The organism is Burkholderia pulmonis, from assembly GCF_984667975.1.
Map to the genome: position 1 here is coordinate 2073176 of NZ_OZ480187.1, position 24970 is coordinate 2098145.

Consider the following 24970-nt stretch of genomic DNA (forward strand, 5'->3'; position numbering starts at 1 on the left):
CGTCACACGTTCCGCGCAGGATCGGCGACGGCACGCGCGGGTGCGGGCATCGCAGCCGCCCGCTCGCGCACGGCGCCGCGCTTCGCGAGCTTCCAGCCGACCACCAGCGCAAGCACCACCACCGGAATCGTCGCGACCGTCCATGTACCGCCCGGATAGTCGAACGCCATCAGCACCAGCACGCCGACGAGGAACGCGAGCGTGAGCCACGACGTGAACGGCGCGCCGGGCATCCGGAACGACACGGCCTTCAGCTCGCCGCGATCGACCGCGCGGCGGAACAGGATCTGGCACATCACGATGAAACCCCATGTCGTGATGATCCCGAGCGACGCCATGTTCAGCACGATCTCGAACGCCTGCGCCGGCACGATGTAGTTCAGCGGCACGCCGATCGCGTTGATCGCGACCGTGATCAGGATCCCGCCGTAAGGCACGCCGCGCGCATTCATCCGCGACACGAAGCGCGGCGCCGACCCGCCCATCGCGAGCGAGCGCAGCACGCGCCCGGTCGAATAGAGGCCGGAATTCAGGCTCGACAGCGCGGCCGTGAGCACCACGACGTTCATCACGGTGCCGACGTACGGCACGCCGAGCTTGCTGAAGAACGTCACGAACGGGCTTTCGTGTGCGCTGTAGGCGGTCCACGGCAACAGCATCGTCAGCAGGACGACCGAGCCGACGTAAAACAGCGCAATGCGCCACATCACGCTGTTGATGGCCTTCGGCAGCACCTTGCGCGCGTCGGCGGTCTCGCCGGCCGCCACGCCGACGAGCTCGATGCTCGCATACGCGAACACGACCCCCTGCACGATCAGCACGGCCGGCAGGATGCCGTGCGGAAAGATTCCGCCGTGATCCGCGACGAGATGAAGCCCCGGCATCTGCCCCGCAACCGGATGGCCGCTCGCGAGAAACACGGCGCCGACCGCGAGGAACACCGCGAGCGTGCCGACCTTGACGAGCGAGAACCAGAACTCCATCTCGCCGAACACCTTCACGCCGATCATGTTCATCACCGACACGATCCCGAGCGCGCCGAGTGCGAACACCCATTGCGGCACGTCGGTGAACACGGCCCAGTACTTCATGTAGATCGCGACCGCGGTGATGTCGACGATGCCGGTCGTCGCCCAGTTCAGGTAATACATCCAGCCCGCGACGAACGATGCGCGCTCGCCCATGAACTCCCGGGCGTACGAGACGAAGCTGCCGCTGGTCGGCCGGTGCATCACCAGCTCGCCGAGCGCGCGCATGATCAGGAACGCGAACACGCCGCACACGAGATACACGAGCGCGAGCGCCGGCCCCGCGCTTTGCAGGCGGCCGCCCGCGCCGAGAAAGAGCCCGGTGCCGATCGCCCCGCCCATCGCGATCATCTGCACGTGCCGCGGCTTCAACTGCTTCGCGTAGCCGGCCTCGTGCGACGCGAACATCGCATCGGGGTCGGCATGAACGGCATCCGCGCCGCCGGCCGGATCGGCCGGGCGCTCGCTGGTGTGTTTCATCGTCTGTCTCCGTTGTTTCTTTGATGTGTCGCGCCCCGCTCCGGGGCGCTGTCGGTATGGCCGCGAACGGGCCGGTGTCAGAGCGCGCGCGGCCGGATCAGCGCCTCGGGCTGCAGCGCTTCGTCGAGTTGTGCGCCGGTCATCCACTCGCGCTCGAGCACGATCTCGCGGATCGATTTGCCGGTCGCATGCGCTTCGGCGGCGACGGCGGTCGCACGCTTGTAGCCGATATACGGGTTCAGCGCGGTCGCGAGCGCCACCGAGCGCTCCATCGTTTCGCGCAGCCGCTCGGGATTCGCCGTGATGCCGCTCACGCACCGATGCGCGAGCGTCGTGCACGCGGCCGTCAGATGGCTGAAGCTGCGGAACAGCGCGCTGGCGATCACCGGCTCGAACGCATTGAGCTGAAGCTGCCCGGCCTCGGCCGCGAAGGTCACGGTCAGGTCATTGCCGAACACCTCGAACGCCACCTGGTTGACGACTTCCGGAATCACCGGATTCACCTTGCCGGGCATGATCGACGAGCCGGCCTGCACCGGCGGCAGGTTGATCTCGCCGAAGCCCGCACGCGGGCCGCTCGACAGCAGCCGCAGGTCGTTGCAGATCTTCGACAGCTTGACCGCGATCCGCTTGAGCACGCCCGACACCTGCACGAACGCGCCGCAATCCTGCGTCGCCTCGATCAGGTTCGGCGCGGTGCTCAGGTCGAGCCCGGTGATGCGCCGCAGCGCGGCCAGCGCCTTCTCCGCGTATTCCGGATGCGCGGTGATTCCCGTGCCGATCGCGGTCGCGCCGAGATTGATCTCGCGAATCAGCCAGCCGGCTTCCTGCAGCCGCGCGATGTCCTCCGTCAGCATCACCGCATAGGTCGAGAACTCCTGGCCGAGCGTCATCGGCACCGCGTCCTGCAATTGCGTGCGGCCGAGCTTCAGCAGGCCGGCGAACGCGTCGGCGCGCTCGGCGAACGCATCGCGCAGGCGCGCCATCGCTTCGAGCAGGTGCTCGACCGCGAAGCACGTCGCGATCCGGATCGCGGTCGGATAGACGTCGTTGGTACTCTGCGCGAGGTTGACGTGCTCGTTCGGGTGCAGGTATTCGTACTGCCCGCGCGCATGCCCCATGATTTCGAGCGCGCGGTTGCAGATCACCTCGTTCGCGTTCATGTTGGTCGACGTGCCGGCGCCGCCCTGGATGATGTCGACGACGAACTGGTCGTGCAGGCGCCCTTCGCGGATCTCGACGCACGCGGCGGCGATCGCATCGCGGGACGGCTGCGGCAACAGCCCGAGCTCGCAATTGGCATCGGCCGCCGCTTCCTTCACGGCCGCGAGCGCCATCACGAAGTACGGCAGCGACGCAATGGTGCGGCCCGAAATGTCGAAATTCTCTTTCGCGCGCTGCGTATGGACGCCGTAATAGGCTTCGTCCGGAATACTTCGTTTACCTAAAAGATCCGCTTCGACGCGGAAGCCGTTTGCTGTCATCGTGTGCTCCTGAATGTCTCGTGCCGCTCGTCTTGCGCCGCTTCCCGACGCGACGGGTTCGCATTCTATGCCTTTGCAAAAACAAGCTCGACTCTGTATTATCGAAAGCGGTTTTGCGTAGGATGCAACAGCGAGAATCACATGAAAAAAGGCGCGAGAGACACCGGCATCGATCACCTCGGCGCAATGCGCGCGTTCGTGAAAGTGGTCGAAACGGGAAGCTTTTCGGCGGTCGCGAAGGAGATGCACGTGTCGACGTCGACCGTCGCACGCAAGGTCACGGCGATCGAGGAGGCGCTCGGCGTCGCGCTGCTGCACCGCTCGACCCACAGCGTGACGCTCACCGAAGCCGGCCATATCTATCTGGAGCGCGCGGTCACGCTGATCGCCGATCTCGACGACACGCTGCGCGTCGTCGCCGAGCTGAATGCGCGGCCGAGCGGCCCGCTGAAGCTCACTGCACCGGTCGCGTTCGGCCGCCGCCATCTCGCACCGCTGGTCGCGCCGTTTCTCGCACGCTATCCGACGATCCAGCTCGACGTGCGGCTCACCGACAATCACAACGACCTCGTGGCCGGCGGCTTCGACCTCGACATTCACGAAGGCGAGAACTACCTGGACAACCTGGTCGTCCACCGGCTGTCGCGCAACGACAGCATCCTGTGCGCGACGCCCGGCTATCTCGATCGCTGCGGCCGCCCGGCGACGCCGGACGACCTGAAGCACCACAACTGCCTGCGCTACGCACATCCGGAAGGCGACCCGCGCTGGGATCTCGTGAACGGCGACGCGCAGCACAGCGTGCTGCCGGCCGGCAATCTCGTCACCGATCATTCGGAGCTGCTGCTCGAAGCGACTTGCGCGGGGCTCGGCATCGCGGAGTTCGAGATCTGGCTGGTGCGCGACCTGCTCGCGAGCGGCCGGCTCGAAGCCGTGCTGCCGCGCTACCGGCTGCAGAACCGGCTGACGGGCGAATACATCTACATCGCGTACCTGGCGAACCGGCGCAGCTCGGCGAAGCTGCGCGTGCTGAAGGATTTTCTCGCGGAACACCTCGCGCAGATCGGCGAGCTGTCGGCGCTGGAACTCGCGAAAATTCGCGGCGAGCGCGCGTAACCCGCGCGTCCGGATTCGCGTTTCCGTCGATCGGCGAGCGGACGGGTGTCGATGCGCGCCGCCCGGATCACGAGCGCGCAGCCCGTAACGGCGCGATGACGACGTTCAGGCTGCCTGCAATTCGAACGGGAACGTCGCGTGCCCGGTTTCGACGCCCTGCGTGTTGAGCATCCGCGGCCGGTGGAAGCCGGCTAGTTGCGCGCGCTGCGCGGCGGTGCCGATCTGCAGCCGCTCGAGGATTTCGCTGACGACCATGTAGAGCACGTCGACATTGCCGTCCTCGATCTTTACCGAGATGCCGAGTGCACCTTCCGCGCCAAGCTGCCGCGTGCGCTCCGATGCACGCACGCCGATCCCGTAGCACGCATCGGCGCCGAGCTTGCCGACCACCTGCCCGTCGAACGCGTTCATCAAGACCGTGCAATAACGCCCGTCGCCCGCGACCAGCTCCGGATGGGCCGTCATCGCGCGATGAATGCGCGCCAGCGCACGGACACGCTCGGTGAGCGCATCGCCGCCCGCGTCCACCGCGTCCGCACCGTCGGCCAGCGACGCATAAAGGCGCGCCAGGCGATCCAGCGGGAACGCCGGCGTCGGCAGGTTGCAGCCGTCGATCGCCCAGTCGACCTCGTCGTCGCGCAACCCGCATGCGTCGGCGACGACATGCTTCACGCGTACCTGCAGCGGGTGGTCGGGCAGATGGTAGCCGGCCATGGCCGCGCCGATCGCCTGCGCGCCGGCCAGCATCCCGACATGCTTGCCCGAACAGTTGCTGCACACGCCGGTCGGCGTGTAGTCGCGCTTGATCCACGAGCGGTACACCGCGTCGGACAACGGCGGATGGCCGCCGCACCGCAGGTCCGATTCGTGCGCGGCGACCTTCGCGAGCATCGTCCGCGTGCGTTCGATGTGGCGGTCCTCGCTGCTGTGTGACGCGCACATCAGTGCGATGTCCGCGTCGTCGAAACCGAAACGCTCCGGCGCGCCTGTTTCGATCACCGACAGCGCCTGCGCCGGCTTGGCCGCGGACCGTGCGAGCGTCATCCGGAACGGATCGCCGAACCGGGCCAGCAACCTGCCGCGTGCGTCCACCACCGCCACATGGGCGACGTGCGTGTTCTCGATCGCATTGCCGCGGTACGTGACGACCGCTGTGTGTGGAGTGTCCATCGTGTCTTGTCTCCTTGCTCGGGCCTGACTGCCGGGGCCCGTCCAACCGGTACCGCAGTGTAGCGAGTCGGCGCCGCCGCGCGCCGGGCGTGCAATGGAAAGCGGTGTTGCACGTGGCGCAAAGGCAATCGCGCCCCCACGAATGCCTGACCGTATTCGTACAAAAACCATTCAATTGTTTACATATTTGACATCAATTCGTACAATTGCGATCGCAAACGCGAATCATACGCATTTACATTGACGTCTTCCGATGCTCCGCCGGTGCCCGGCCCGCCTCGCGAAAACGCACCCGATCATCGAACCTTCCGCTGCTTTCCGATATGCCTGCCCAGTTCAAGACGAGGCCTCGCGCCCTCGTGTCGGCGCTGACCTGCTCCGTTTTCCTGACGCCGCTGCTCGCCTCCGCCGAAACCGCTCCCGCCGCCCGCCCTGCCCCTGCCGCCGACCAGCCCGCGCCCTCCGCCGACGCGCCGGCGACGCTGCCGACGATCGCGGTCCAGTCGTCCGCGTTGTCGGACATGCAGGTGAAGCGCTCGCCGTCGTACAAGTTCACCGCGCCGCTGCTCGATACGCCGCGCTCGGTCACGGTGATCCCCGAGCAACTGATCAAGGAAAAGAACGTCACGTCGTTCGCGGACGCGTTGCGCTCGGTGCCGGGCATCACGTTCCTCGGCGGCGATGCGGCGGCCAACCCGTCGGCCGATCGTCCGGTGATCCGCGGCTTCGAATCGCGCAACTCGATCTTCGTCGACGGGATGCGCGACTCCGGGCTGCAGAACCGCGAGACGTTCGCGGTCGAGCAGATCAGCGTGATCAAGGGCCCCGATTCGGTCTACGCGGGCCGCGGCTCGGTGGGCGGCAGCATCGACATCGTCACGAAGACGCCGAAGAACGACAACTTCATCAACAGCAGCATCGGCTTCGGCACCGACGGCTACAAGCGCGCGACCGTCGACGCGAACCGCAAGATCAACGACACGACGGCCGTGCGCCTGAACGTGATGGGCCACGACGCGAACCAGGCCGGCCGCAACGACGTGTACAACAAGCGCTGGGGCGTCGCGCCGTCGATCGTGTTCGGGCTGAATACGCCGACCACCGTCACGGTCAGCTACTACCACATGAACTCGTACGACATGCCGGACTTCAGCGTGCCGTTCCGCGCATCGGGCGGCACGCCGGTGCCGACCGATCGCGGGCAGTTCTTCGGCCTGAATACGCGCGACTACCGCTACGGGCAGACCGACACCGGCGAAGTGCGCGTCGAGCACAAGCTCGACGACGACTGGAAACTGAAGAACACGACGATGTTCGGGCGCTCGACGCTCGATTACGTGGCGACGAATCCGCAGATCCTCGCGTCGAACCCGAACATGCTGGGCCTGCAGGCGAAGAGCGGCAAGTACGCGACGAACGGCATCTCGAACCAGACGGAGGTGACCGGCCGCACGAACCTGTTCGGCATGCAGCACACGTTGACGGCCGGTGTCGAATTCAGTCTCGAACAGAATCGCTACGAGGGGTACCTCGTCACCGACGCCATGGGCAACAACATCCGTTCGGGCGGCCCGTGCACGGTGCCGGGCAACTGCACGCCGCTCGCGGGCGGCTGGAACCCGAACATGCCGTGGACCGGCAACATCGTGCTGAACGGCGACAAGGGCTTCCCCGGCGCGACGACGAATACGCGTACGACCACCGCGTCGGCGTACGTCTTCGACACGGTCAAGCTGACCGAACAATGGCTGTTCAACGCGGGGCTGCGCTTCGACCGCTACGACCTCACCGCCAGGCAGGCCGGCGTGGCCGATCTGTCGAATACGTCGAACCTGTTCAGCTACCAGTTCGGCCTCGTATACAAACCCGTGCGAACGGTGAGCCTGTACGCGTCATACGGTACCTCGTCGAACCCGCCGGGCTCGAACGGCGGCCTCGGCGGCGGCACCGACCAGATCACGACGAACAACCAGAACCTGACGCCCGAGCGCACGCGCAATATCGAGGTCGGTGCGAAGTGGGACGTGATCGACCAGCAGCTTTCGCTGACGTCCGCGCTGTTCGATACCGAGAAGACCAATGCGCAGGTCAGCGACGGGCTCGGTCATACGGTCAACGCCGGCAAGCAGCGCGTGCGCGGCGCCGAACTCGGCTTCGCGGGCAACCTGACCGACAAGTGGCACGTATTCGGCGGCTACACGTACCTGAACGCGGTCACGGTCGATGCAGGCCCCGGCAATCCGGGCGGCTCGGGCCTGCCGATGGTGATGGTGCCGAAGCACAGCTTCACGCTGTGGACGAGCTACGACGTGATGCCGAAGCTCACGCTCGGCGCGGGCGCGACGGTGATGAGCCAGACCTATGCGTCGGTGTCGGCGACGACGAAGAAGTGGACGCCCGGCTACGCCCGTTTCGACGCGGCCGCGACGTGGCGCGTGAACAAGACGATGGACGTTCAGCTGAACGTGCAGAACCTGTTCGACAAGAAGTATTACTCGAGCGCGTATCCGATCTACGCAACGTGGGCGCCGGGCCGTTCGGCGATGGTCACGCTCAGCTTCTATCAGTAACGCCCAAGGCAGCGGGAGGGCGATGCGCCCTTCCCTGCCTCGCTCACCATGGCAGCGAATACGTCTTCACGTTCGTGAAGCTCTTCATCGCTTCCTGCACGCCTTCCTTGTATCCCAGCCCCGAATCCTTCACGCCGCCGAACGGCGTCACTTCGAGCCGGTAGCCCGGCACTTCGCGCACGTTCACGCTGCCGACTTCCAGCTCGGTGATGAAACGCGTGATGTTGTCGAAGCGGTTCGTGCACACCGACGACGACAGCGCGTAGTCGGTGCTGTTCGACATCCGGATCGCTTCGTCGATGTCGCTGAAGCGCATGATCGGCGACACCGGGCCGAACGTCTCGTATTTCACGAGCGGCATGTCGGGCGTTACACGGTCGATCACCGTCGGCGAGTACAGCGCGCCGTTGCGCACGTTGCCGACCAGCAGTCGCGCCCCGCGCGAAATCGCGTCGTTCACCTGCTGCTCGCAGAACTTCGCGGCCGCTTCGTCGATCACGGTGCCCATGTCGACCGACGGATCGGACGGGTTACCGTACGACCACGCGCGCGTTTTTTCGACGACCAGCTCGGTGAAGCGATCGGCCACCGACTCGTGCACGAGCATCCGCTTGATCGCCGTGCAACGCTGCCCCGAGTTCTTGTACGAACCCGACACCGCAAGCGTGCTCGCTTCGTCGAGATCGGCGTCTTCCATCACGATGATCGGATCGTTGCCGCCGAGTTCGAGCACCGCGCGCCGGTAGCCCATCCGCGACGCGATCGACTTGCCGATCGACACGCCGCCCGTGAACGTGATCAGGTCGATCGCCGGGTTCGTGATCAGTTCGTCGGCAATCTCCCTCGGGTCGCCGGTGATCACCTGCAGCATCTGCGGCGGCAAGCCGGCTTCATACAGGATGTCCGCGAACAGGTAGCACGACAGCGGCACCTTCTCCGACGGCTTCACGACGATCCGGTTGTTGGTCGCGACCGACGGCACGATCTTGTGCGCGACCTGGTTCATCGGGTGGTTGAACGGCGTGATCGCCGAAATCACGCCGAGCAGCGGATCGCGCTGCGTGTACACGCGGCGCTTCTTGCCGTGCGGCGTCAGGTCGCACGAGAAGATCTGCCCGTCGTCCTTCAGCACTTCGCCGGCGCCGAACGTCAGCACGTCGGCCACGCGGCCCGCTTCGTACGTCGAATCCTTGATGCACAACCCGGCTTCGGCCGTGATCAGCGCCGCGATCTCGGCCGTGCGCGAGCGCACGATGTCGGCCGCGCGGCGCAGGATCGCCGCGCGATCGTGGCGCGTGAGCGTCGGCCGGTACGCACGCGCGACCGCAAACGCGCGGCGCACGTCGTCCAGCGTCGCCTTCGGCACGGTGCCGACCAGCGTGCCGTCGTACGGGTTGCGCACGTCGATGATCGCGTCGCGCCACACGCGCTGCCCGTCGATGCGCAACGCTTCGTGCCGCACATCGGATGCGGGAATCGGCTTCAGGACCGTGCTCATGTCGTCTCCGTTGTCGTGATGCGTGGTCGTGGCCACGCTATCGGGTGCCGCGGCGCGCGCTAGCGAACCACGACCAGCCCTTCGTATTCGAGGCATCGGCACAGCGTCGCCCAGGCCGGCGAATCCGGCCATTCGCGCGCACCGGTGTCGATGCGGATCGGCCGCCCGAACTCGCGCGACACACACGCCAGCAGCGTGTGCGCGATGCCGCTGCGCCGGTAGGCGGGTTCGACGTACAGCCGGGCGAGCGACGGCGATCGCACGGCACCGCCGTCATCGGCGTCGATACCCAGCTCGCCGATCGCCTCGTCGTCGCGATAGGCAACCGCGGTCGCACGCGCATCGTCGAACACGATGCGGATCACGCGCTCGCAGCGATCCCTGAACACGACGACGTGCATGGCGGCCTCCGGATGACGACAGGGGTGAACGCAACGCGCGCACGCCTCCCTGCGCCCACGTACCGGGGAGTTATCCGGATCGTCCGGGCGCGACGAGTTGAGTATCGTCTTGCCACGTCGGCACGCAGTAGTGCCAGACGACACATTTCATTGAGTCCACATCCGCGGCGCGGCGCGCGTATTCTCGCGACACCGCGCCCCTCGCGGGCCTGCGCCGCCATCGCGCGCACCGCCTCGCGTTCCCCGTACCGATCACAGGAGGAAGCATGCCGAGTCGTACCCCGACCGCCTTATGGGCCCAGCAGTTCCGGCGGTCGTCGGCGTCGAGCCTGCAGGACCAGATCCGGCGCATGCTGGTGGCCGCGATCCTCGACGGCCAGCTCGCGCCCGATGCCGCGCTGCCGTCGAGCCGCGAGCTTGCCGACCAGCTCGGCGTCGCGCGCAACACCGTCGTGCTCGCGTACCAGATGCTCGTCGAAGAGGGCTACCTGATCTCGCGCGAGCGCAGCGGGCACTTCGTGAACCCGAAGATGCTCGAAGGCGTGCCGGGCTTCGCGGCCGCCAAACCGGATGCGAAGCCCGGCGACGAAGGCAACGCGCCGGGTCGCCCCGCGTGGGAGCAACGCATCGCGCATCCGCCGTCGAGGCAGCGCAACATCGTGAAGCCCGCGAACTGGCAGCACTACGAATTCCCGTTCATCTACGGGCAGTTCGACCAGTCGCTGTTCCCGACCAACGACTGGCGCGAATGCTGCCTGAAGGCGCTGTCGGTGATGGAGATCCGCAACTGGGCGCCCGACCTGATCGAGCGCGACGACGAATCGCTGATCCAGCAGATCCGCACGCGCGTGCTGCCGCGGCGCGGCGTGTTCGCGATGCCCGACGAGATCGTCGTCACGAACGGCTGCCAGCAGGCGCTGTACCTGATCGCGGATCTGCTGTGCGGCAAGCACACGACGGTCGGCTTCGAGAATCCCGGCTATCCGGACGCGCGCAACATCTTCGAAAACCGCAACGCGCGGCTGCTGCCGCTGCCCGTCGATGGCCACGGGATCGCACCCGATGCGCTCGGCGACACGCTGTCGCGCTGCGACTACGTGTACGTGACGCCGAGCCACCAGTGCCCCACGACCGCGACGATGCCGGTCGAGCGCCGCCGCGCGCTGCTCGATTGCGCGCAACAGCACGACTTCGTGATCATCGAGGACGACTACGAGAGCGAGAACACGTTCTCCGGCACGCCGCATCCGGCGCTGAAGAGCCTCGACACGGCCGACCGCGTGATCTACGTCGGCAGCCTGTCGAAGACGTTCGCGCCGGGCCTGCGGCTCGGCTATGTGGTCGGGCCGCGCGAGCTGATCCGCGAGCTGCGCGCGTTGCGGCGGCTGATGGTGCGCCACCCGGTCGCGTACATCCAGCGCGCGTTCGCGACCTTCCTCGCGCTCGGCCATCACGACGCGCTGCTGCGCCGGCTCGCGCATGCGTACAGCGAACGCTCGCAGGCGCTGATGGCCGCGCTCGACACGCATCTGCCGGAAGCGCGGCACGTCCGCGTGACGGGCGGCGCATCGTGCTGGGTCGAAGGGCCGCCGTGGCTCGACGCGGCGCGGCTTGTGGCGGATGCGCAGGAAGCCGGGATCCTGATCGAGCCCGGGGGCGTGTTCTTCATGAACGACGACAGCGATGCGCGCCGCTGCTTCCGGATGGGTTTCTCCGCGATTCCGCTCGACCGGATCGAACCGGGCGTACGGGCACTTGCGCAGTGTGTGCGGGCCCAACGGCCGGACGCCTGAGCGGAGGCGAAAAGGCGTCGTGCGCCGGCGCCGCGCAGGTCGTAAAGCCCGTTTCGACGATCGGCCGGAATCCCCCTGCGGGGTAACGCACGGCCGCACGCTTGCGGACTGCCTCTCGGGCATCGATGCATGACAGGCACGAACGCAGGATGCGTCGATTCGACCGCCGAGCCGTTCTCCGTTGCTTCACCGAGCACGACGTGCATCGCTCGCGCCCGCCTGCCGCTGCAGCGAAACTTCAACACGACATCGCCGGGATTCGTCCCGTTTCGATTCGTTTAGTAAAACCAATAAAAACATTACAACCCTTCCATTCCCGTTGACAACGGATTCATCCAAATCCTAGTGTTACGACGCTGAAAGACGGCAACGAGCCACGACGAACCGATGGTTCGATCGGCTGGATTGCCAAAGAAAAAAGTGCGTGGACAACCGGAGGGGGCGATCATGATTCGATTCACGACGCTCGCGGCAATCGTGGCCGCGACGTGCGCGTTGAGCGGGTGCGGAGGCGGCGACGGCAGCGACGGGGCCGCGGCGTCGGTACTGGCCGCACGTCCGTCGGACACCGCGGCCGATACGACCCGGCTCGACGACAACCGCAGCCTGTCGTTGACGCAGTATGTCGATCCGCTGATCGGCACGCTCGCGAGCAATTCGCCGAACCCGGTACCGGCCGGACAGGCCGGCAGCGTCGAACCGGCCGCCGGCCTGCCGTCGGGCATGGTGCAGTGGGCGCCCGACACCAACACCACGCCGGCGCCGAACAGCAGCCAGGAACCGAACTCGCCCGCCGGCTACTACTACGACATCCACTCGATCCAGGGTTTCAGCCTGACGCACATGCCGGGTGCCGGTTGCAGCGGCAACAACGGCGAATTCCCGGTCATGCCGACCACCGACCCGGCGCAGCTCACTCCGACCTTCAGTCATGCGAACGAAACGGCGAAACCGGGCTACTATTCCGTGCTGCTCGACTCGCAGATCAAGGTCGAGCTGACCGCCACCCTGCGCACCGGCTTCGGCCAGTTCGCGTACCCGGCCGGCAAACCCGCGCTGCTGGTGCTCGACGCGACCCGCACCAACACCAAGACGTCGACCACCGGCGCCATTACGCAGGATTCCGACAGCACCATCTCGGGCAGCACGATCGGCGGCGGCTTCTGCGGCAACTCGGTGCCGGTCCCCGTCTACTTCTACGCCGCCTTCGACCACGCCTTCACGTCGGCCTCGATTTCGCACGGCGTGGCCCAGCTCGGCTTCCGCTCCGGCCAGACGGTCAGGATGAAGATCGGCCTCTCCTACGTCAGCGTCGCCAACGCGAAAGCCAACCTCGACGCGGAAAATCGCGGCTGGGACTTCGCGGGCGTACGCACGCAGGCCGACCGCATCTGGAACGACCGCCTCAACAGCATCCGCGTGGCGGGCGGCACGCTCGACGCGAAGAAGAAATTCTATACGGCGCTCTATCACGCGCTGTGGGCACCCAGCACCTTCAGCGACGTGAACGGCCAGTACATCGGCTTCGACAATACCGTGCATCAGGTCGCCAAAGGCCAGCACGCGCAGTATTCGTCGTTCTCGGGCTGGGACATCTACCGCTCGCTGATCCAGCTGAAAGCGATCCTCAACCCGTCCGAAACCAGCGACATGATCCAGTCGCTGATCAACGACGCGGATCAATGCGGCGCGATTCCGCACTGGGTCAACGACAACGTCGAGGACGGCGTGATGCCCGGCGACGCCGGTTCGCTGATCGTCTCCAATGCCTATGCGTTCGGCGCGCGGCGCTTCGATACGCGGTCCGCCCTGCAGCACATGGTGAAGATGGCGAACCTCCCCGGCACGGCCTGCAACAACGTGACCACCAACGGCGGCCGCGCGAGCTACCTGCAGACCGGCTACATCACCGGCGGCGAGTGGGGACAGGCATCGTCCACGCTCGAATACACGGGCAGCGATTTCGCGATCTCGCGCTTCGCCGGGGCACTCGGCGATACCGCCACGCAGCGCATGCTGCTGAGCCGCTCCGCCTACTGGCAGAACCTGCTCAACACCGCGCTGACGCCGCCGCTGATCGCGGCGCGCCAGTCGAACGGCGCATGGATTCCCGAGACGCCCAGCAGCGGCGACAACTATGTGGAAGGCAATGCCGAGCAGTACACGTGGATGGTGCCGTACGACGGCGCCGGCCTGTTCGCGCAGCTCGGCGGCAACGCGGCGGTCACGTCGCGGCTCGACCAGTTCTTCACGGTGCTCAATGCGGGCATGAGCCTGCCCAACTTCTACATGGGCAACGAGCCGACTTTCGAGGTGCCCTGGTTCTACAACTGGGCCGCGCAGCCGTCGGGCACGCAGCGCGTGGTGCAGCAGATCCTCGGCAGCGCGTTCGGCACCGGCCCCGACGGCCTGCCGGGCAACGACGACCTCGGCGCCGTGTCGGGCTGGTATGTCTGGGGCGCGCTGGGCCTGTATCCGCAGATTCCCGGCGTGGCGGGCCTCGCGATCGGCAGCCCGCAGTTCCCGCAGATCGACGTACGGCTCGGCAACGGCCGCACCTGGCGGATTCGCGCCGAGGGAGCGCCCGCGTCCAATTATGTGCAGTCGCTGTCGATCAACGGCCGCGCCCATGACGTGCCGTGGGTCGCCTACGACGACATCGCCAACGGCGCGACGCTGCGCTTCGCGATGGGCAGCGCGCCGTCGCAGTGGGGCAGCCGGAAGCAGCCGCCGTCGTTCGGCGTGCCGGTCGCGCTCAATGCGGCCGACAGCTACAACAATCGCGGCTTCAGCGCGGACGGCGCGACCAATACCGACGGCCAGGGCGCGGATTTCGACGGCAGCCTGTTCAGCTACTCGCTGAATGCGCTGGCGGCAGCGGGCGTGCAGCCCGGCAAACCGTTCGCAGTGGCCGGCGCCAGCGTCGCGGTGGCGGGCGGGCCGCTGTCGCTCGACAACACCGTGACCGTCGGCCAGACCGTGATGCTGCCGCCGGGATCGGCCGGCACGGGCGTGGTGGTGCTCGGCTCGGCCAACAATGGCCCGAGCAGCGGCACCGCGCAGCTGAATTTCGCGGACGGCTCGAGCCAGGCCGTCACACTGGCGTTCGACGACTGGACCCTGAACGGCGGCAGCGCACACCCCGGCGCGGCGGTCGCCGTCACGATGGCTTACCGCAACACCGGCAGCGGCCAGCAGGACAACGTCAAGACCTACATCTTCGCGCAGAAGATTCCCGTGCCGCCCGGCAAGGTGGTGACGAGCATCGTGCTGCCGCGCCAGGTGAGCGCCGGCAAGATGCACGTGTTCGGCATCGGCATGACGGCGTCCTGACGCACGCATGACCGAGGGGGCATCGTGCGTTCCGATGCCCCCTCGCCGGCCGTCACCGCTGCCGCGCGATCCCCGGCCGCGATGACGTCATCGCCCAACTGCAACGGTTTGGCGATACGCACCTGCGTGCCGATCTTGCTGCCCGTCGCTCCGCGTCGACAACTGTCATCGATGCGCGTCAACGCACCCCACGGTGCACCGGCAAGCCGGCCCATCGGTCCGGCTTCCGCCGCTGGCCCAACCGAATCCCCCGAACTGGCGCTACCGTCAAAAACGAGCGCTCACTAACGTGTCGATACCGCGTACCGCATGCGCGCCAGCGTCTTGCGCACCGACTACCACTCGACAGGAGACACGTTATGTCCGACACGCTCACCGCCCCCGTCACGGCCGCCACGCTCGCGGCATTTTCCGACGCCTTCAACCGGCATGACGCCAACGCCCTGATGGGCTTCATGACCGAGGACTGCGTGTTCGACGCGGCCGGCGGCCCCGATATCCACGGCACCCGCTTCGTCGGTCGCGACGCGGTGCGCGCCGCGTTCGAAGCCGTGTTCAAGACCTTCCCCGATGCGCACTGGGGTCACGGCCGCCACACCGTCGCCGGCGAGTGCGGCGTATCCGAATGGGTGTTCACCGGCACGCACGCCGAAGGCTGGCGCATCGAGGCCGAAGGCTGCGACCTGTTCGAATTCCGCGACGGGCTGATCGCCGTCAAGCGCGCGTTCCGCAAGGAGCGGCCGAAACAGCCGGCCTGAGCGCGTGCCCCGCGCGCCGGCTTGGCCATCCTGTCCGGCACGTATTTTGAAACGAATCATTTCATTTCATTCCACATTCCCCGGCAGCGGGCGGAATGACTTGACCGGTTTTTCCCGGCAAATAGCATCTGGAACAAGACGTTCCGTTAATTGAACAATCGGAGACAACCCATGAGCGAACAATCCACTTCCCTGCGTGCATCGACCAGCGGCCCGCAGGACATGACGCCGTCCGAAGCCTTCGTCGAGACCCTCGCGGCCAACGGCGTGACCGACATGTTCGGCATCATGGGCTCCGCGTTCATGGATGCGATGGATATCTTCGCGCCGGCCGGCATCCGGCTGATCCCGGTCGTGCACGAACAGGGCGCGGGCCACATGGCGGACGGCTATGCACGCGTGTCGGGCCGCCACGGCGTCGTGATCGGCCAGAACGGCCCCGGCATCAGCAATTGCGTGACCGCGATCGCCGCCGCGTACTGGGCGCACAGCCCGGTCGTGATCGTCACGCCGGAAGCCGGCACGATGGGCATCGGCCTCGGCGGCTTCCAGGAAGCGAACCAGCTGCCGATGTTCCAGGAATTCACGAAATACCAGGGCCACGTCACGCACCCGGCGCGGATGGCCGAATTCACCGCGCGCTGCTTCGACCGCGCGCAGGCCGAGATGGGCCCGACGCAACTGAACATTCCGCGCGACTACTTCTACGGCAAGGTCAAGGTCGAGATCCCGCAACCGCGCCGGCTCGATCGCGGCGCAGGCGGCGAACAGAGCCTCGACGACGCGGTCGAGCTGATCGCGCAGGCGAAATTCCCGGTGATCATCTCGGGCGGCGGTGTCGTGATGGCCGACGCGATCGAGGAATGCAAGGCGCTCGCCGAACGCCTCGGCGCGCCGGTCGTCAACAGCTACCTGCACAACGACTCGTTCCCGGCGAACCATCCGCTGTGGTGCGGCCCGCTCGGCTACCAGGGCTCGAAGGCCGCGATGAAGCTGCTGTCGCGCGCGGACGTCGTGATCGCGCTCGGCTCGCGCCTCGGGCCGTTCGGCACGCTGCCGCAGCACGGGATGGACTACTGGCCGAAGGACGCGAAGATCATCCAGATCGATGCCGATCACAAGATGCTGGGCCTCGTGAAGAAGATCTCGGTCGGCATCTGCGGCGACGCGAAGGCAGCCGCCGTCGCGCTCGCGCAGCGCCTCGAAGGCCGCACGCTCGCGAGCGACGGCTCGCGCGGCGACCGCGCCGACCAGATCGCGACCGAGAAGGCCGCGTGGGAAAAGGAACTCGACGACTGGACGCACGAGCGCGACGCATACAGCCTCGACATGATCGACGAGCAGAAGCACGAGAAGACCTTCACCGGCGGCCGCTACCTGCATCCGCGCCAGGTGCTGCGCGAGCTGGAAAAAGCGATGCCGGAGGACGTGATGGTGTCGACCGACATCGGCAACATCAACTCGGTCGCGAACAGCTACCTGCGCTTCAACAAGCCGCGCAGCTTCTTCGCGGCGATGAGCTGGGGCAACTGCGGCTATGCGTTCCCGACGATCATCGGCGCGAAGGTCGCCGCGCCGCACCGCCCGGCCGTGTCGTATGCGGGCGACGGCGCGTGGGGCATGAGCCTGATGGAAACGATGACCTGCGTGCGTCACAACATTCCAGTGACGGCCGTCGTGTTCCACAACCGTCAATGGGGCGCGGAGAAGAAGAACCAGGTCGACTTCTACAACCGCCGCTTCGTCGCCGGCGAACTCGACAACCAGAGCTTCGCGGAGATTGCGCGGGCGATGGGCGCCGAAGGGATCACGGTCGACCGCCTCGAGGACGTAGGCCCGGCGCTCAAGCGCGCGATCGACATGCAGATGAACGAAGGCAAGACGACGATCATCGAGATCATGTGCACGCGTGAACTCGGCGATCCGTTCCGTCGCGATGCGCTGTCGAAGCCGGTGCGCATGCTCGACAAGTACAAGGACTACGTGTGATGCCGCGTCGCTGACGCACTCCGCTGCCGGCCGCGCGCCCCTCTCGCGCGGCCGGCCCTCCGGCCGGACGCCGTGCCCCGTGCGGGCCGCCGCATCCGGCCTTTTTACTTCGAACTCCCGATGAAAGCCCTCGACCGCATTCTCGAATCCGCGCGCCGCCAGCCGATGCGCATCGCGCTGTGCGAAGCCGACGATCCGCGCGTGCTGCAGGCCGCCGCGCGCGCGACGCGCGACGGCATCGCCCGCATCGTGCTCGTCGGCGACCGCGCAGCCATCCATGCGGCGGCCGCGCGCGACGCGATCGACGTCGACGGCATGACGCTCGTCGATCCGGCCACCGCGCCGCAACGCGACACGTATGCCGACACGCTGCATGCGCTGCGCAAGAGCAAGGGCATGACGGTCGACGCCGCGCGCGACGCGGTGCTCGACCCGCTCTGCCACGCGAACCTGATGGTGCGGCTCGGCGACGCGGACGGCTCGGTCGCCGGTGCCGTGCATGCCACGGCCGACGTCGTGCGCGCGGCGATCCAGCTGATCGGTGTCGATCCGGCCTTCCGGATCGTGTCGAGCTTCTTCCTGATGATGCTGTGCGAGCCGTTCCACACGATCAAGGGCGGGCTGATCTTCTCCGATTGCGCGCTGGTCGTCGATCCGGATGCCGGCCAGCTCGCCGAGATCGCGATGGCCGCCGCCGACAGCGCGCACGCGCTGCTCGGCGAGGCGCCGCGCGTCGCGATGCTGTCGTTCTCGACGAGCGGCAGCGCGCATCACGCGGCGGTCGACAAGGTGACGGCCGCGACCGAGCGCGTCCGCGCGTTGCGCCCCGCGCTCGCGATCGACGGCGACGTGCAGCTCGATGCGGCGATCGTCGCGGAAATCGCCGAACGCAAGATCGTGCATTCGCAGGTGGGCGGCCACGCGAACGTGCTCGTGTTCCCGAGCCTGGAGGCCGGCAACATCGGCTACAAGCTCGCCGAGCGGATCGGCCGCGCGAAGGCCGTCGGCCCGCTGCTGCAGGGGCTGCGACGGCCCGCGAACGACCTGTCGCGTGGCTGCAGCGCCGACGACGTGTATCACGTGATCGCGGCGACTACCGTACAGGCGCAGGCGGCCGCGCAGCGCGCCGCGACCGGCGAGGCCGCGCACGCATGACGGCCGACAAACTGGCGATCCTGATCGCGGTGATCGGCGCCGGCAGCTATTTCCAGACCGTCACGGGCTTCGGGCTCGGGATGATCGTGATGGGCGCGACGAGCGGGTTCGGGCTTGCACCGCTCGCCACCGTCGCCACGCTGATGAGCGTCGTATCGCTCGCGAACGGCGCGACCGCGCTGCCGGGCCGGCTGCACCACATCGACTGGCGCGCGGTCGGCGCGGCGACGCTCGGCATCCTGCCGTCGGTCGTCGCCGGCGTGCTGCTGCTCGAATGCCTGAGCCGCTCGGCGGCCGACCTGCTGCAGCTGATCCTCGGCGTGGTCGTGCTGTACGGCGGCCTGAGCGCGGCGCTACGCCCGGCACCGCTGACGGAACGCTCGGACAACCGCAGCTTCTTCGTCAGCGGCCTGTTCGGCGGGCTGCTGAGCGGGATGTTCGGCGTGTCGGGCCCGCCGCTGATCTTCCAGTTCTACCGGCAGCCGCTGACGCTCGTGCAGATCCGCTGCGCGCTGATCGTGCTGTTCACGACGACCTCCGCCACGCGCGTGCTGTACAGCGCATGCGAAGGCCAGCTCGATCGCGACATCTGGCTGCTGGCCGCGCTCGCGATGCCGGTCGTGATGCTGACGACGGTCGCCGGCCGGCATTACCCTCCGCCGCTGTCGCCGGTCGCGCTGCGCCGGATCGCGTTCGGCGTGCTGATGGCGATCGGCGCCGGGCTGATCGCGACGTCGCTGCCGCCGCTGCTGCATCGCGCCTGACGTCCGTCGGGCTTCACCGCCGCGCGCCGATCCAGCCCGCGATTTCGACGAGACGTTTCATGTCCGGTGCCGACGCAAGATCGATCGCGAGCCGGTGCCGGTAATACGGGCCGAGATCGAGCCCGACACCGAGCCCGAGCACCTCGACCTGTCCCGCCGCTTCCTGGCGCGCGACGACCTGCTTCAGGTGATTGTCGAGATAGAACGGATCGTTCGCGAGCGCCGTCGCGCCGTCCATCGGGCTGCCGTCCGAGATCACGACGAGGATCTTCCTCGCCTCCGGCCGCGCCGCGAGCCGCCCACATGCCCACTCGACCGCTTCTCCGTCGATGCCTTCACGGAACAGGTCGGCCTTGAACAGCGCGGCAATGCCGGTGCGCGTATGCCGCCAGCGCGTGTCGGCGTCCTTGAACACCAGGTGCCCGATTTCATTGAGCCGCCCCGGATGGCGCGGCTTGCCGCGCGCGAGCCAGTCTTGCCGCGCACGGCCGCCGTTCCACGCGAGCGTCGTGAACCCGAGCACTTCGGTCGCGAGCCCCGCGGCATCGCCCGCGCGGGCCAGCGTGTCGACCATCAGCGCGACGCCGTCGATCCATGCCTTCATCGATCCCGAGCAGTCGATCAGGAACGCGAGCGTGCAATCGGGTTGCGGCCGCACGCGTTCGAGCCGGAACAGCCGCCGCTCGGCCGGCGAGCTGACGAGCTGCGCGAGCCGGCGGCCGTCGAGGCGGCCATGCTCCTCGCCGAACGACCAGCCGTCGGCCTGCGGCACGACGAGCGCCGAGCGCAGTACGCGCGCGAGCCGCGTGACGTTGATCCGCCGAGCGGCGACCTGTGCGTCGAGCCGGTCGCGGTATTCGCGCAGCAACGCCGTGCGAATTTGCTCGGCCGGCCGCCATTCGCGGTCGTAATGCGTCGTGTACGCGCGATAGACGGCATCGCCGCCGTGCAATACGACACTGTCGCCCGTTTCCACGAGCGCCGGCAGGTCGATGCCCGTGTCGTCGAAATCGACCCACAGCGAGAAATTCGTCAGTGCGTCGTCCTGCTCGCGCGCATCCTCGGCCTCCGTGTCGACGACGGCTGCGCGCGCGTCGCGGATCATCGACGCAATGTGCCGCGCAAGCGCCAGCGCATGGTCGGCGAATGCGCGCTGATCGTGCCGGCACCGGCGCAGCCCCGCGAGTTGCACGCCGATCTCCGGCACGATTGCCGCGCGCGACGCTTCGATCAGGTCTTCCGTTTCTTCCAGCACCGGCCAGCCCGTCAGCCGCGACCACGCGATCTGCGCGACCGTATAGACCAGAATCCCGACGTGCGTCTCTGCCTGCCCCGACCGGTGAAACGCGCGCGACCAGGTTTCGAAACGATGACGCAGGTTCTGTACGACACCGCGCATCGCGGGCGGCGCCAGCGATTCGCAGCGCAGTTGCTCGAGCATCTCGAACAGCACGCGTTCGACCGGATCGTCGCCGGACAACGCGCGATGCAAATCGTCATCCGAATGCAGGATCCGCAACGCGGCGCAATCGGCCGCGCCGCGCCACGACGCAAGATCGTCGGCGGCGGCTTGCGCGCGCACGTGCGGCGCATGGATCGGCAGCGGCCGCAGGTCGCGGCACACACGGCCTGCACGGTAATGCAGCGCCGCGTCACGCGTCAGCGCGCGCACGGTCGATGCGCCGAGCGCTTCGCGCGCGGAAGCGCGGCGGGCCGCGTCGCGGTCGGCACTCACCGCCCTGCTCCCGGTTCGCCGCCGCCGGCGCGCGACGCCACCGCCAGCTCCTCGCCGAAGCAGCGCTGGTAATACTCGGCGACGACCGGCCGCTCGGCGTCGTCGCACTTGTTCAGGAACGTGAGCCGGAACGCGAGCGCCGGATCGCGGAAAATCTGGCAGTTCTCGGCCCAGTTGATCACCGTGCGCGGCGACATCAGCGTCGACAGGTCGCCGGTCGCGAAACCGTTGCGCGTCAGCTCCGCGAGGCTCACCATCGATTCGAGCAGCGGGCGGCCGGCTTCGTCGGCCAGTTCCGGCACGCGGGCACGCACGATGCCGATCTCCTCGTCGCGCGGCAGGTAGTCGAGCGTCGCGACCACGTTCCAGCGGTCCATCTGCGCATGGTTGAGCATCTGCGTGCCGTGGTAGAGCCCGTTCAGGTTGCCGAGCCCGACCGTGTTCGCGGTCGCGAACAGCCGGAACGACGGATGCGGATGGATCACGCGGTTCTGGTCGAGCAGCGTGAACTTGCCGTCACGCTCCAGGATCCGCTGGATCACGAACATCACGTCGGGCCGCCCCGCGTCGTATTCGTCGAAGATCAGCGCGACCGGACGCTGCAACGCCCACGGCACGATCCCTTCCTGGAATTCGGTCACCTGCACGTCGTCGCGCACGACGATCGCATCCTTGCCGACGAGGTCGAGCCGGCTGATGTGGCCGTCGAGATTCACGCGCACGCACGGCCAGTTCAGCCGCGCCGCGACCTGCTCGATATGCGTGGATTTGCCCGTACCGTGCATCCCCTGCACGAGCACGCGGCGGTTGCGCGCAAAGCCCGCGAGGATCGCGAGCGTGACGTCCGGGTTGAAGCGGTACGCATCGTCGATATCGGGCACGTGATCGTCGCGCGCGCTGAACGCGGGCACCATCAGGTCCGATTCGAACCCGAACCGTTCGCGGACCGACACCATGCAGTCCGGCTTGTTCGTCACCGCATCCATTGCGTTGCGCTCCTGTCGTTGCGTATTGCGCAGGCGTCGGTCGCGCCTGCGTCGATCATGTTGACGGAACGATTCGTTCCGCTGCCGAAAATGCGTGCCGGTTTGCCGCGCCTACCGCCCCGTGAGGCCGGCCTGCCGGGCCGTTCGGTACAATGGCCGCAGTCCAGTTTCCGGAACGCCCGACATGCTGCCCGCGGATACGCCCACCCTGCGCGCCTTCGCGCTGCTCGAACATCTCGTCCAGGCCGGCGACGCCGTGTCGCTCGCCGATCTCGCGCGTGAAGTCGATATCCCGAAGGCATCGCTGCACCGGATGCTCGCGTCGCTCGAAGCCGGCGGCCTCGTGATTCGCGAGCCCGGCCGCAAGAACGCGTACGCGGTCGGCCCGCGCCTTGCGCGGCTCGGCACCGGGGTGATGCTGCATGCGGGCGCGCGCCGGCTGCGTCATGCGATCCTCGAACGGCTCGTCGCCGATCTCGGCGAGACCTGCAACCTGACCGCGCTGCACGATACGGAAGTCGTCTATCTCGACCGCGTCGAGGCCGACTGGCCGCTGCGGCTCGACCTGAAACCGGGCTCCCGCGTGCCCGCCTACTGCAGCGCCAGCGGCAAGCTGCTGCTCGCGCTGCTGCCGCGTGTCGAACGCGCGGCGCTGGTGCATGCGATGGCGCTCCCTCGCCATACGCCGAACACGATCGCCGACCCCGAGCTGCTCGAAGCCGAGCTCGACCGCACCGCGCACAAGGGCATCGCGATCGACAACGAGGAATTCGTCGCAGGCATCGTGTGCATCGCGGCGCCGATTCTCGGCGACGACGGCGCATGCATTGCGGCGGTCGCCGTCCATGCGCCCGTGTCGCGTGCGCCGCTGTCGCGGCTGCTCGATCACGTGCCGCGCCTGCAGGAAGCGGCCCGCGCGCTCGCGGATACCTTCTAGTCCGGCGTGGCGACGCGCCCGCGCCGTCATGACGCGCGCTGGTAGTAGAGGTTCTGCGGATGCCGCGCATCCGCGAAGAAGAACCAGCGTTCCGCGACCAGCCCCGCATACTGGATCACGAACGCCGCGCCGAGCGCGACGGCCGCCGCAACCGACGTCGGCGCGAGCGCGCCGGCGCCGGTCAGCACGAACGGCACCGCGAATGCGCCGATCAGGAAACCGGCCTTCACCGCGCGCAGCGTGCCGTTGCCCTGCCCGTGAAAGAACTCCTTCGTGTTGAACGCGCTGGCCGTGAAGCCGCGCGACTTCTGCTCGACCTTCGCGTTGCGGATCCCCGTCGCGCTCTGCACGGTCGACTTCGGCCGCAGCCGTGCATTGCGTGCGAGCGACGCGAGCCGCGCCACCCCGCCCGCGAGCGTCAGCACGCAGGCGGCTACCGCGAGCCGGCCGACCAGCGCCGGCGCGAGCCACGCGGCGCAGGCCGTCGCGAGCGTGCAGCCCGATGCGCAGCCGAGCAGCACGAAGTTCACCAGCGTCAGCGGGCTCGCCCATTCCTGCAGGAAGCGCAGGCACGCGTAGATCATCGCGGTGCACACGAACAGCGCGACGCTCGCGAGCGCGCCCGCCGCGCCGATCAACAGCGTGCCGGGCCAGCCGAACAGGTGCGCCGCGCCATACGCGAACGCACACGCGAGAAACACCGGCAGCGCGATGCATTCGCGCGACAGCCACGACGTGCGCCACATCGCGATCGCGCGCCATGCACGTTCGGGGTGGCCGAGATGGAAGAACGACGCGAACAGGCCGAGCACGCCGAGCACGACCGACAGCGCGGCGCCGGTCACGTAGAACGCGGCCGCCACGTCGAGGCCGGCCAGCCGCGCCAGCGCCTCGACGATCACGAGCGTCAGCAGCAGGCCCTGTGCGGCACCACACAGCGTGGTGAGGAAAACGACCGAAAAGGCTGGGCGCATGGAAACTCCGAGTGGTTCTGAATGAAATGCGCGGCGCTCAGCGCGGCGTCGCCAGCGAAACGAGATCGATGTCGCCGCGCGCCGCGCGTGCCTCGAACGATTCGTCTTCATCTCGCCCGTTCGATGCGCTGCCGCATCCGCCGCTGCTGCCGCAACCGCACGACGCCTCGGTCTTCACGCGCGGCAGGTAGTGGTTCGACGGCCGCGTGTCCCATTCGGGCATCAGCGTATAGCCGCCGCGTTCGCTGATCGCGCGCGACACGTCCGATTCGGGATCGTGCACATCGCCGAACAGCCGCGCCGACGTCGGGCACGCGAGCACGCAGGCCGGCTTGCGGTCACGCTCGGGCAGCGCTTCGTTGTCGATGCGGTCTGCGCACAGCGTGCACTTCGTCATCTCCTTGCGGCCTTCGTCGAGCTCGCGTGCGCCGTACGGGCACGCCCATGCGCAGTACTTGCAGCCGATGCACTTGTCGTAGTCGACCAGCACGATCCCGTCCGACTTGCGCTTGTAGCTCGCGCCGGTCGGACAGACGGGCACGCACGGCGGATCCTCGCAGTGCAGGCACGACTTCGGAAAATGGATCGTGTCGGTCATCGGGAACACGCCGGCTTCGTATGTCTGCACGCGGTTGAAGAACGTGCCGGACGGATCGTCGTCGTACGGGCGCAGGTCGGCGAGGCTGCCGGCTTCGCCCGACGTGTTCCATTCCTTGCAGCTCGTCACGCAGGCATGGCAGCCGACGCACACGTTCAGGTCGATGACGAGGGCCATCTGGGTCATGGTTCTGCTCCTTCG

The 24970-nt window shown here is 67.6% G+C and carries 18 protein-coding genes; 9 read left to right on the forward strand and 9 right to left on the reverse strand.

Annotated elements, in window-relative coordinates; genetic code table 11:
- Positions 1–2 precede the first annotated feature (2 nt).
- Together AC5LXK_RS26020 and AC5LXK_RS26025 are read right to left on the reverse strand one after the other, a co-directional pair.
- Positions 3–1508: an amino acid permease gene (locus AC5LXK_RS26020; protein ID WP_493391550.1), complete on the reverse strand. Its 1506-nt coding sequence runs from the start codon at positions 1506–1508 to the stop codon at positions 3–5.
- A 77-nt stretch (positions 1509–1585) separates the two neighbouring features.
- Positions 1586–2992 carry an aspartate ammonia-lyase gene (locus tag AC5LXK_RS26025; RefSeq protein WP_493391551.1) on the reverse strand — a complete coding sequence of 469 codons (1407 nt, stop codon included), beginning with the start codon at positions 2990–2992 and terminating at the stop codon, positions 1586–1588.
- Positions 2993–3133: 141 nt separating this feature from the next.
- Here AC5LXK_RS26025 and AC5LXK_RS26030 point away from each other — a divergent pair, with 141 nt between their 5' ends.
- Complete coding sequence (locus AC5LXK_RS26030) at positions 3134–4108, forward strand: LysR family transcriptional regulator (protein WP_493391552.1); 975 nt, start codon at positions 3134–3136, stop codon at positions 4106–4108.
- A 105-nt stretch (positions 4109–4213) separates the two neighbouring features.
- Here the strand turns inward: AC5LXK_RS26030 and AC5LXK_RS26035 are convergent, their stop codons facing one another.
- On the reverse strand, positions 4214–5278 hold the full coding sequence (locus tag AC5LXK_RS26035; RefSeq protein ID WP_493391553.1) for an asparaginase: 1065 nt from the start codon (positions 5276–5278) through the stop codon (positions 4214–4216).
- A gap of 323 nt (positions 5279–5601) precedes the next feature.
- On the opposite strand from AC5LXK_RS26035, the gene AC5LXK_RS26040 reads away from it, so the two are divergent.
- Entirely contained in the window at positions 5602–7848 is a 2247-nt protein-coding gene (locus AC5LXK_RS26040; RefSeq protein WP_493391554.1) for a TonB-dependent receptor, read from the forward strand.
- 43 nt (positions 7849–7891) lie between these two features.
- Here AC5LXK_RS26040 and phnY read toward each other — a convergent pair whose 3' ends face one another.
- Both phnY and AC5LXK_RS26050 read right to left on the reverse strand, forming a co-directional pair.
- A complete protein-coding gene (gene phnY / locus AC5LXK_RS26045) occupies positions 7892–9346 on the reverse strand; it encodes a phosphonoacetaldehyde dehydrogenase (RefSeq protein WP_493391555.1) in 1455 nt (484 codons plus the stop codon).
- A gap of 59 nt (positions 9347–9405) precedes the next feature.
- The gene (locus tag AC5LXK_RS26050) at positions 9406–9747 is read right to left on the reverse strand and encodes a GNAT family N-acetyltransferase (protein WP_493391556.1); all 342 of its coding nucleotides are present in this window, start codon (positions 9745–9747) and stop codon (positions 9406–9408) included.
- Positions 9748–10013: 266 nt separating this feature from the next.
- Here AC5LXK_RS26050 and pdxR point away from each other — a divergent pair, with 266 nt between their 5' ends.
- From pdxR to AC5LXK_RS26080, 6 genes are all read left to right on the forward strand, one after another.
- Entirely contained in the window at positions 10014–11540 is a 1527-nt protein-coding gene (pdxR, locus tag AC5LXK_RS26055) for a MocR-like pyridoxine biosynthesis transcription factor PdxR (RefSeq protein ID WP_493391557.1), read from the forward strand.
- Between the two features lie 447 nt (positions 11541–11987).
- Positions 11988–14873, forward strand: a complete 2886-nt coding sequence (locus AC5LXK_RS26060) for a GH92 family glycosyl hydrolase (protein WP_493391558.1) — start codon at positions 11988–11990, stop codon at positions 14871–14873.
- 359 nt (positions 14874–15232) lie between these two features.
- Entirely contained in the window at positions 15233–15631 is a 399-nt protein-coding gene (locus AC5LXK_RS26065) for a nuclear transport factor 2 family protein (RefSeq protein WP_493391559.1), read from the forward strand.
- Between the two features lie 171 nt (positions 15632–15802).
- A complete protein-coding gene (gene xsc / locus AC5LXK_RS26070) occupies positions 15803–17620 on the forward strand; it encodes a sulfoacetaldehyde acetyltransferase (RefSeq protein WP_493391560.1) in 1818 nt (605 codons plus the stop codon).
- A 120-nt stretch (positions 17621–17740) separates the two neighbouring features.
- Positions 17741–18775 carry a phosphate acetyltransferase gene (gene pta / locus AC5LXK_RS26075; RefSeq protein WP_493391561.1) on the forward strand — a complete coding sequence of 345 codons (1035 nt, stop codon included), beginning with the start codon at positions 17741–17743 and terminating at the stop codon, positions 18773–18775.
- Positions 18772–19539: a sulfite exporter TauE/SafE family protein gene (locus AC5LXK_RS26080; RefSeq protein ID WP_493391562.1), complete on the forward strand. Its 768-nt coding sequence runs from the start codon at positions 18772–18774 to the stop codon at positions 19537–19539. Before pta ends, AC5LXK_RS26080 begins: the two co-directional genes overlap by 4 nt.
- A 13-nt stretch (positions 19540–19552) precedes the next feature.
- Here the strand turns inward: AC5LXK_RS26080 and AC5LXK_RS26085 are convergent, their stop codons facing one another.
- On the reverse strand, positions 19553–21274 hold the full coding sequence (locus AC5LXK_RS26085) for a cobaltochelatase CobT-related protein (RefSeq protein ID WP_493391563.1): 1722 nt from the start codon (positions 21272–21274) through the stop codon (positions 19553–19555).
- Entirely contained in the window at positions 21271–22260 is a 990-nt protein-coding gene (locus AC5LXK_RS26090) for an AAA family ATPase (RefSeq protein ID WP_493391564.1), read from the reverse strand. Before AC5LXK_RS26090 ends, AC5LXK_RS26085 begins: the two co-directional genes overlap by 4 nt.
- A 184-nt stretch (positions 22261–22444) precedes the next feature.
- Between AC5LXK_RS26090 and AC5LXK_RS26095 the strand changes: the two genes are divergently transcribed.
- Positions 22445–23197 carry an IclR family transcriptional regulator gene (locus AC5LXK_RS26095; RefSeq protein WP_493391565.1) on the forward strand — a complete coding sequence of 251 codons (753 nt, stop codon included), beginning with the start codon at positions 22445–22447 and terminating at the stop codon, positions 23195–23197.
- Positions 23198–23223: 26 nt separating this feature from the next.
- On the opposite strand, the gene AC5LXK_RS26100 is transcribed toward AC5LXK_RS26095, so the two are convergent.
- Both AC5LXK_RS26100 and AC5LXK_RS26105 read right to left on the reverse strand, forming a co-directional pair.
- On the reverse strand, positions 23224–24171 hold the full coding sequence (locus tag AC5LXK_RS26100) for a dimethyl sulfoxide reductase anchor subunit family protein (protein ID WP_493391566.1): 948 nt from the start codon (positions 24169–24171) through the stop codon (positions 23224–23226).
- A gap of 37 nt (positions 24172–24208) precedes the next feature.
- A complete protein-coding gene (locus AC5LXK_RS26105; RefSeq protein WP_493391567.1) occupies positions 24209–24955 on the reverse strand; it encodes a 4Fe-4S dicluster domain-containing protein in 747 nt (248 codons plus the stop codon).
- Positions 24956–24970 lie beyond the last annotated feature (15 nt).